The following is a 6629-nucleotide window of genomic DNA, read 5'->3' as shown; positions in this document are numbered from 1 at the left end:
CCCGTTCCCATCCCGAACACGGAAGTTAAGCTCTTTTGCGCCGATGGTAGTTGGGGGTTTCCCCCTGTGAGAGTAGGTCGTCGCTGGGCACCTAATAGAAAGGCCGTTACCGGTTTATCCCGGTAACGGCCTTTTTTGTATTGTTTTTGTAAAAACACAACGCGGCTTTTCGAAAAGGTGCAGCGTTCGGTATAATGGAATAAACAATGAATGACAACGTGAGGATGTAAAGATTATGACTCAAAGACGTCCAGTGGTGGATGCATTATTAGAATTTCAAAGAAGACGGCCGATTTCGTTTCATGTTCCCGGTCATAAAAACGGCCTGCTATCGGGTTTGCCGAAAGAATTAAAAGCGGCACTTGTCTATGATATGACAGAGTTGGAGGGCCTTGATGATTTACACGCCCCTAATGCGGCGATCAAGGAAGCGGAAGGTTTGCTGGCAGATGCGTACGGTTCGAAAAAAAGCTATTTTTTAGTAAATGGCTCAACTGCAGGGAATTTGGCGATGGTTCATGCGGTTTGTGGAGAAGGAGATCATGTGATTGTGCAGCGTAACTCACACAAGTCTATCTTTCATGCGCTTGAACTTTCCCATGTAAAACCTGTTTATGTAGCGCCTGAATGGGATGAAGTCTCTAAAAGTGCAGGAGCTGTTGCCTTATCTACAATCGTGACCGCCATTGATGAGTATCCGCAAGCGACAGCGGTTGTTTTGACGTATCCGAGCTATTATGGCGTCGCTTCTATTGAGTTGGAAGCCATCATTGATTATTGTCATGAACGTAATATTGCGGTGCTGGTCGATGAAGCACATGGGGCGCATCTGGCAGCAGGCGCGCCGTTCCCTGTGAGTGCGCTGGCTTATGGAGCTGATGTGGTCGTGCAGTCTGCCCATAAAACCTTGCCTGCGATGACTATGGGTTCCTACCTTCACGTAGCTGGAGAGTTGGTGAACGAAAGAATGATCGACAAGTATTTACGGATTTTTCAATCGAGCAGCCCTTCTTATCCCATCATGGCTTCGCTTGACGATGCCAGGGCGTATATCCAGAATTATTCGGTTCACGATAAGCGGGATTTTCTAGAAAAACGCCTTTATTTCATTTCCAGTATTAGACGGATTCCTTCTCTAGAAGTAGTAGAGACGCATGATCCGCTAAAGTTATTGCTGCGTGTTGAAAGCAGAGGGGGCTTTCAGCTGAAACAAGCATTGGAACAAGCCGGTATTTTTGTAGAATTGGCGGATCCGTTTCAAGTCTTGCTGATTCTGCCCTTATCCAAGCCCTGGCATGCCTATCCGTATGCAGATATACGCAGCCGGATTAAAGAAGCTGTGCAAGGTATGCGTCTATTAGAGAAGCTTGTGCCCAGCTTCCGTCCTACCGATTCCCAGCGGGTGACAGTGCCGGAGTTGTCGTTTGAGGAAGTGGATTTATCGGTGCAGGAGTGGGTTCCTTATGCGAGGGCGATCGGCCGGGTCTCGGCGGCGATGATAACACCTTATCCACCCGGTATTCCGCTCGTCACGCCAGGAGAAAAGTGGACGGTCGAAAAAGTAGAGGAGCTGTCGGATTATCTAGGTGCCGGGTCGGAGATTCAAGGTGATCATCGCTTATCGGAAAAGTTGGTTTCGGTCATTCCGTGGTGAGTAGAACGGACGCTCGGGTGGTATACAATAGCATATGCGATAGCGAATATGGGGGTAATAATATGGAACAGGAAAAGTACGCAATTATCGATATTGGCTCGAATACCATCCGTTTGGTTATTTATACGCGGGATAAAAGTGGGCGTTTCTCAGAAAGTGAGAACGTCAAGGCAGTCGCTCGCCTGCGCAATTATTTAACGGACGATTTAACGCTCTCTGAAGAAGGCATAACGGTATTGATCGATACCTTGAAGAGTTTTCAGGAAGTGACGCGCCATCATCAGCTCGAAGCAATTAAATGCGTGGCGACGGCTGCTGTGCGGCAGGCTGAAAATCAGGAAACCATTATTCAGCGCGTTGGGGAAGAGACGGATTTTACGATGCGTATTTTATCCGAATACGAAGAAGCGCATTACGGTTATTTGGCAGTCGTCAATTCGATGTCGTATAAAGAGGGGATTACTGTTGATATTGGCGGTGGCAGTACGGAACTGACCTTATTTGAAGGTCGGGAATTGATTCATTTCCATAGTTTTCCGTTCGGTGCGTTATCGTTGAAAAAGCAGTTTATTGAAGGCGATACACCGAAAAAGAGTGAGTTGAAGGCATTAAGGGAGTTTATTGAAAGCCAGTTCTTATCGCTCGACTGGATCGAAGGGAAGAACTTGCCGCTGATTGGCATCGGGGGAAGCGCGCGAAACTTGGCGCAGATTCATCAAGAACAAATCGACTATCCACTATCCGGTGTGCATCAGTATACGATGAAGCGAAAAGATGTGGAAGAAACAAATAAATGGCTGGGCTCGATGGACTTTGATGAGTTGCAGCGCGTGGAAGGTTTGTCGCGTGACCGTGCGGACATCATTATTCCAGCGGTAGAAGTGTTCAATTGCCTCATGGAATTAATCGATGCCGAGCTTTTTGCGCTGAGCCGAAAGGGCTTGCGGGACGGGGTGTTTTACGAAGAAATGACCAAAGACTTCGAGATGCCAGTGTTTCCAAATGTCATTGAGGAAAGTTTCTACGATTTGGCGATCGACTACGATATCAACTTGACGCATGCTATCCATGTGACCAATAGCGCTTTGATGATTGTTAGAGAGCTGGTAGACGAAGGGTTTCTTGAATTGTCGGAAAGCGATCATCGCTGGGTCCGCCTCGGCAGTTCCATGTACAATCTCGGTTCGTATATCGACTCCGAATCAAGCAATCAGCATACATTTTATCTGCTGGCCAATCGGACAATCGATGGGCTTTTGCACAAAGAACGCATCATAGTCGCGTTGCTTGCTTCCTATAAAAACAAGAACTTGTTTAAGCGCAATGCGGCGCTTTATGAAGACTGGTACACAGAAGAAGAGCTGGATAAGTTCAATATTATGGGTGCCGTCATTAAATTCGCCTATAGTTTGAATGCGACCAAACGCGATATCGTCAAAGATATCCAAATAGAGTCCAAAAAAGAAGAGCTTGTTTTCTCCATCCAATGCCGGGAAGACTGGAAACCTGAGCAATACCAGGTCGAAAAGCAGAAAAAGCATTTGGAAAAATTATTGAAGAAAACGATTACCGTCGACTTTCATGAATGAATGAAACCTGAAGGGGAGTTGTGTTGTGGGAAAGAAAAAAGAAGATATGGTCCAGTTAAACAGTCCTTCCTATTACAATAACCGCGAACTGAGTTGGTTGGCATTCAATGAACGGGTGCTGCAAGAAGCACTCGACCCGAGCAACCCGCTTCTTGAGAAGCTTAAGTTTCTGGCGATTTTCAGCTCCAACTTGGATGAGTTTTTCATGGTGCGTGTAGCGGGTCTCCAAGACCAGGTGAAGGTAGGCTTTAATAAGCCAGAGAACAAAGCCGGGATGACGCCCAAGCAGCAATTGCATGAAATCGCTTTGAAGAATCATCAATTGGTGAATTTGCAATACGATACCTTGCGTAAAATCGTGTATCCCAAGCTTCAGAAAGAGCATGTCCATTTCTTGAAAATGAGAGACTTAAGCGATTCACAAAAAGACGCTTTGGAGATTTACTTTGACGAGCATATTTTTCCTGTACTGACTCCGATGGCGATCGATGCCTACCGCCCCTTTCCGATGCTCTTGAATAAAAGTATCAATTTGGCGGTCGTCTTGGAAGATACGTCGAAAGAGGTAGATTCTGAACAACGAATCCGTACCGCCATCGTCCAATTGCCGGCAATGCTCGAGCGGTTTGTCCAATTGCCCGAAAACGGAGGATTGCGTAAATTATTGCTACTGGATGATGTCATCGAATTTTTTATCGGCAAGCTGTTTCACGGCTATGAAGTCAAGTCGACTACTGTTTTCCGGATTACCCGCAATGCGGATATGACGATCCACGAAGAGGGCGCGCGCGACTTGCTCAAAGAAATCGAAGAAGAGTTGAGAAAACGCAAATGGGGAGCTGCTGTCCGTCTCGAAGTGCAAAAGGATGGACTAGATCCTGTTATTTTGGATTATTTAATGGAAGAGTTGGAAGTGCATCCGAAAGATGTCTACGAAATTGATGGATTTTTGGATTTGACGGTGTTTTTCAGTTTCTACAAGAAAATGGCCCCGATATGGGAGCATTTGGTCTACGAAGGAAAAATTTCGCAACTGCCAGTAGGGATGGAAAACGGCAAGGCCATTTATGCGAAAATCGCAGAAGAAGACGTGTTCTTGCATCATCCGTACGAGTCGTTCGAGCCGGTCGTGGAGTTTATTTCGGAAGCAGCGGATGATCCGGACGTGCTTGCGATCAAGCAAACCTTATACCGGGTCAGCGGGGATTCGCCGGTGATCAATGCCTTGAAGCGTGCAGCGGAAAACGGCAAGCAAGTGACGGTGCTAGTGGAGTTGAAGGCGCGCTTTGATGAGGAAAATAACGTGCACTGGGCAAAAGAGTTGGAAAAAGCGGGCTGTCACGTTATTTATGGCATGACGCATCTGAAGACCCACAGCAAAATTACTTTGGTGGTTCGCAAAAAACAAGGGCGCATCGAACGCTTTGTTCACCTTGGGACCGGCAATTACAACGATCAGACAGCCAAAATCTATACGGATATGAGCTTGTTCACCTCGAAAAAAGAAATTGGCATCGATGCGACGAATTTTTTCAATTACTTGAGTGGCTATACGGAAAAACCAGAATTCCATTATTTATCAGTTGCGCCGTTTTCGATCCGAAAAGACATTCTTCACCTGATCGATTCGGAAATTCGCTATGAGAAAAAGTATGGCAATGGCCGGATCATAGCGAAAATGAATTCCCTGACTGATAAGAGCATCATCACGAAGCTGTACGAGGCTTCTCGTGCCGGAGTGACGATTGAATTGATTGTGCGCGGCATTTGTTGCTTGCGTCCAGGAATCCCTGGAGTGAGCGATAATATCCGCGTCCGCAGCATTGTCGGGCGCTTGCTCGAACATAGCCGCGTCTATTATTTCCATCAGAATGGCAAAGAAAAAACCTTTTTGTCCTCTGCAGATATGATGACGAGAAACTTAAACAACCGCATTGAAATCCTTTTCCCGGTGATCGACAAGCGGGTGAAAGGGCAAGTGTGGGACATTCTGGAGCTTGGCCTTAAAGATAATGTCAAAGCGCGTGAACAAGACGAAGAAGGCAATTACGGCTATGTCCGTAGAATCGAAGGGCAAGCGGTGATCGACAGCCAAATGGAGTTGTTTGAGCGTGCTTACCAGGTAGCGGAAGATGAGGAATAAGGTCTAAAGGAAGATGCAAAAATGGCTGCGATTGCGGTATAGTGGGTAGTGTTTTTAATAGACAAGGAAACAGGTGAAACTATGAGTTATTTTATTACACTAGAAGGCGGCGAAGGATCGGGCAAAACGACGGCCTTGGCGAAACTGGCAGAACGGCTGGTGGCTGACGGCTTTGAAGTGGTGACAACACGTGAACCGGGCGGTATTGAAATCGCAGAAAAAATACGTGAAGTCATCTTAGACCGGTCACATACCGCAATGGATGCCCGTACAGAAGCTTTATTATATGCAGCGGCACGGCGCCAGCATTTGGTGGAGCGGGTGCTGCCGGCGCTTCAGGCAGGAAAAATTGTTCTATGCGACCGTTTTGTCGACAGCAGCCTTGCTTACCAGGGCCATGCCCGCGGGCTCGGACTAGATGATGTGTTGGCGATCAATGAATTCGCCATCGAAGGGCATATGCCAGAATTGACTTTGTATTTTGATGTCAATCCGAAAACAGGACTCGCACGCATCGACCTCGATCAAGGCCGTGAATTCAACCGTCTGGATGAGGAATCATTGGCATTTCATTATAAAGTAAGAGAAGGGTATTTGCTGTTGCTTGGCCGTTACCCAGAACGCATGCAGTTGATCAACGCGGAAAACGAGTTGGATGAAGTAGTGTCGGATGCGTATGAAGCTTTGCAACGCTTCTTGGCAGAAAAAAAATAATGAATTACCGGCAGCCCTGTTTGTGAAGGGCTGTTTTTTTCATGGATGGAAGGCCTGTATATTGTCACGATTTTTTTGCATCGCTCAGGGAAAGAGGTGACGGCACGTTCGCCGTTCGTGTTATACTAATACATAGAGAAGCAACCAAAAAAGGAGTGAGTGCTGATGAAACTCGTCGTAGCAGTGGTACAGGATCAAGACAGTAACCGCTTATCCAATGCGTTGACGAAAAATGATTTCCGGGCTACCAAGCTTGCCAGTACGGGAGGGTTCTTGCGCTCAGGAAACACCACCTTTTTGATCGGGGTCGACGATAGCCGTGTCCCGAAATTGATGGATTTGATCCGCGACAATTGCCGTGCGCGCGAACAGATGGTGGCGCCGGTTTCACCGATGGGTGGAAATGCGGATTCCTATATACCGTACCCGGTCGAAGTGGAAGTGGGAGGGGCAACGATTTTCGTCTTGCCAATCGAACAGTTCCAGCAATTTTAAGAAACAGCCTAGCTGTTTCTTCGTCCGCACTACC

The 6629-nt window shown here is 47.0% G+C and carries 5 protein-coding genes and 1 rRNA gene; all 6 read left to right on the top strand.

Features of this window, described 5'->3' with window-relative positions; all coding sequences use genetic code 11:
- Window positions 1-89 (top strand): 5S ribosomal RNA (rrf, locus tag AY633_RS08415); the annotation flags it as partial.
- Window positions 90-235: 146 nt separating this feature from the next.
- Complete coding sequence (locus AY633_RS08410; RefSeq protein ID WP_068487937.1) at window positions 236-1654, top strand: aminotransferase class I/II-fold pyridoxal phosphate-dependent enzyme; 1419 nt, start codon at window positions 236-238, stop codon at window positions 1652-1654.
- A 62-nt stretch (window positions 1655-1716) separates the two neighbouring features.
- Window positions 1717-3243 carry an exopolyphosphatase gene (gene ppx / locus AY633_RS08405; RefSeq protein WP_068487936.1) on the top strand — a complete coding sequence of 509 codons (1527 nt, stop codon included), beginning with the start codon at window positions 1717-1719 and terminating at the stop codon, window positions 3241-3243.
- Window positions 3244-3268: 25 nt separating this feature from the next.
- The gene (locus AY633_RS08400; RefSeq protein ID WP_260804548.1) at window positions 3269-5386 is read left to right on the top strand and encodes an RNA degradosome polyphosphate kinase; all 2118 of its coding nucleotides are present in this window, start codon (window positions 3269-3271) and stop codon (window positions 5384-5386) included.
- A gap of 81 nt (window positions 5387-5467) precedes the next feature.
- On the top strand, window positions 5468-6100 hold the full coding sequence (tmk, locus tag AY633_RS08395; protein WP_068487935.1) for a dTMP kinase: 633 nt from the start codon (window positions 5468-5470) through the stop codon (window positions 6098-6100).
- Between the two features lie 165 nt (window positions 6101-6265).
- Complete coding sequence (locus AY633_RS08390) at window positions 6266-6595, top strand: cyclic-di-AMP receptor (RefSeq protein WP_058382245.1); 330 nt, start codon at window positions 6266-6268, stop codon at window positions 6593-6595.
- Window positions 6596-6629: the final 34 nt, after the last annotated feature.

It is taken from the genome of Planococcus maritimus, from assembly GCF_001592825.1.
Classification (GTDB): domain Bacteria; phylum Bacillota; class Bacilli; order Bacillales_A; family Planococcaceae; genus Planococcus; species Planococcus maritimus_C.
Note: the sequence above shows the minus strand (reverse complement) of the source record. Positions and strands in the feature narration are given on the sequence as shown.